Raw genomic sequence first — 2,597 nt, 5'->3', positions numbered from 1 at the left:
CGCTACCTGCCAAGTTTAGAAAATTACTGTTCTCACCTGCTTGAAAAACCATTGAAAGGCAAACAGCGTCCATTCCAATTTTTACTTTATGTGGGTATTTATCAGCTTCAGCACATGCGCATTCCAGCTCACGCTGCACTTGATGAAACGGTAAATGCGGTTAAAACAATGCGAGCACCTGGTCTTAAAGGGCTAGTAAACGCAGTGCTGCGTAACTTTCAGCGCCGCCAAAGCGAACTGGAAAACTTAGCCGATCAAATTGATGCCTGTAAGTATAATCACCCTGGTTGGTTTTTAAATAAGCTAAAAGTAGCTTACCCTGACAACTGGCAAGATATTGTTGAAGCAAACCAAGTACAAGCGCCAATGTGGTTGCGCGTTAATAGTAACTACTATTCGCCTAAAGCGTACCGAGATTTACTGCTTGATGCAGATATTGAAGCACATTTAGTTGAACAATTTGATGATGCACTGGTACTTGAAAATGCCGTTGATGTATTTAAATTACCTGGCTTCGAGCTAGGACATAGCTCAGTTCAAGATGGTGCTGCACAACTTGCAGCAAGATTACTCGAACCAAAAGATGGCGACAAAATTCTTGATGCCTGCGCAGCTCCTGGTGGTAAAACGTGTCATATTTTAGAGCTAGCGGAATGTGATGTTACCGCACTCGACCATGACGCAACCCGTCTTGAGCGCGTATCAGAAAATTTAAAACGTATCGGTCTAAAAGCAAAGCTAATCAGTGCAGACGCGAGCCAGCCAGACGACTGGTGGGAAGGCGAACAGTTTGATCGAATCTTATTAGATGTGCCCTGTTCTGCAACTGGTGTAATTCGTCGCCACCCCGATATCAAGTGGCTGCGCAGAGCATCTGATATCGAACAGCTAGCGAAGCTGCAGCACCAAATACTAGAACAAATATGGCCATTATTAAAATCTGGTGGCACATTGGTGTATGCAACATGCTCTGTTTTACCGGAAGAAAATACCAACCAGATAAAACAGTTTTTAGCACAGCATGCTGATGCTAAGCATATCGCACTCAATTTGGCAGATACCATCGAGCAGCCAGGCTGGCAATTACTGCCAGATGAACATGATGGCTTTTTCTACGCAAAAATTGAAAAATTATAATTAAGGCGAAGTTCGCCAACTAAGCGATTGACAGTATGAAAATTATCATTTTAGGTGCCGGACAAGTTGGCGGCACCTTAGCAGAAAACCTAGTAGGTGAAAAAAACGAAATCACCGTGGTTGATATTAACCGAGAAAAGCTACGCGTATTACAAGATAAATATGACCTTCAAGTAGTATCTGGTCATAGTGCTCACCCTGAGGTATTACGCCAAGCTGGTGCTGAAGATGCCGATATGATTATCGCGGTTACCAGCTCTGACGAAGTTAATATGATTGCCTGTCAAATCGCTTACAGTATTTTTAATACACCAACTAAAATTGCGCGTATTCGCTCTGAGCAATACCTTAAATACAAAGAGCAGTTATTCCATAACCATGATTTACCGGTTGATCACTACATTGCTCCTGAACAACTGGTTACTCGATATATTCATCGTTTAATTGATTACCCTGGAGCACTACAGGTACTGCAGTTTGCCGAAGGGAAATTATCGTTAGTGGCGGTAAAAGCTTATTACGGTGGTTTACTTGTTGGCTATGCACTATCAGCACTGAAAAAGCATATTCCTAATGTTGAAACGCGCGTTGCCGCCATTTACCGTAAAGGTCGACCAATTAAACCACTAGGCACAACGGTTATTGAAGCCGATGACGAAATCTTTTTCGTTGCTGCCACTAAACATATTCGTGCGGTAATGAGCGAGCTACAAAAACTCGAGCAATCGTACAAAAAAATTATGATTGTAGGTGGCGGTAATATTGGTGCAGGCCTTGCACGCACTTTAGAGAAAAGTCACAGTGTAAAACTGATTGAGCGAAATCCTGAACGTGCAGAATACCTCTCAGGCACTCTGGACCGTACCGTTGTTTTCTGTGGTGATGCATCAGACCAAGAATTATTATCGGAAGAACACATTGAACAAGTCGATGTATTTATTGCCGTTACCAATGATGATGAAGCAAACATTATGTCAGCCATGCTTGCCAAACGCATGGGTGCACAAAAAACCATGGTATTAATTCAACGTGGCGCCTATGTTGACCTAGTGCAAGGTGGTGAAATTGATATTGCCATTTCCCCACAACAAGCAACTATTTCAGCCCTATTAACTCACGTTCGTCGTGGTGATATTGTTAATGTGTATTCACTGCGCAAAGGCGCTGCTGAAGCCATTGAAGCAGTAGCGCACGGCGATGAAACCACCTCAAAAGTTGTCGGTCGAGCCATTCAAGATATCAAATTACCTGCGGGTACAACCATTGGTGCTATCGTGCGTAATGACGATGTAGTGATTGCTCATGATGATACCGTGATCCTCTCTGGTGACCACGTCATTATGTTCCTTATCGATAAAAAACAAATTCACGTGGTTGAAAAACTCTTCCAAGTAAGTGCTATCTTCTTATAAATTTAATTGAGAAATATCACTACTTTGCAAAAGTTAATTTATAACCAT

At 42.4% G+C, this 2,597-nt stretch carries 2 protein-coding genes; both read left to right on the top strand.

Annotated features, from left to right (window positions below; all coding sequences use genetic code 11):
- The coding region (rsmB, locus tag ABYD77_RS18765; protein ID WP_372771617.1) for a 16S rRNA (cytosine(967)-C(5))-methyltransferase RsmB at positions 1-1,137 on the top strand (1,137 nt) is incomplete at its 5' end.
- 35 nt (positions 1,138-1,172) lie between these two features.
- Entirely contained in the window at positions 1,173-2,549 is a 1,377-nt protein-coding gene (gene trkA / locus ABYD77_RS18760; protein ID WP_372771616.1) for a Trk system potassium transporter TrkA, read from the top strand.
- The last annotated feature ends 48 nt before the right edge of the window (positions 2,550-2,597 follow it).

It is taken from the genome of Pseudoalteromonas sp., assembly GCF_041629635.1.
In the GTDB taxonomy this organism is placed as follows: domain Bacteria; phylum Pseudomonadota; class Gammaproteobacteria; order Enterobacterales; family Alteromonadaceae; genus Pseudoalteromonas.
This window is presented reverse-complemented; position numbering and strand designations above follow the sequence as displayed.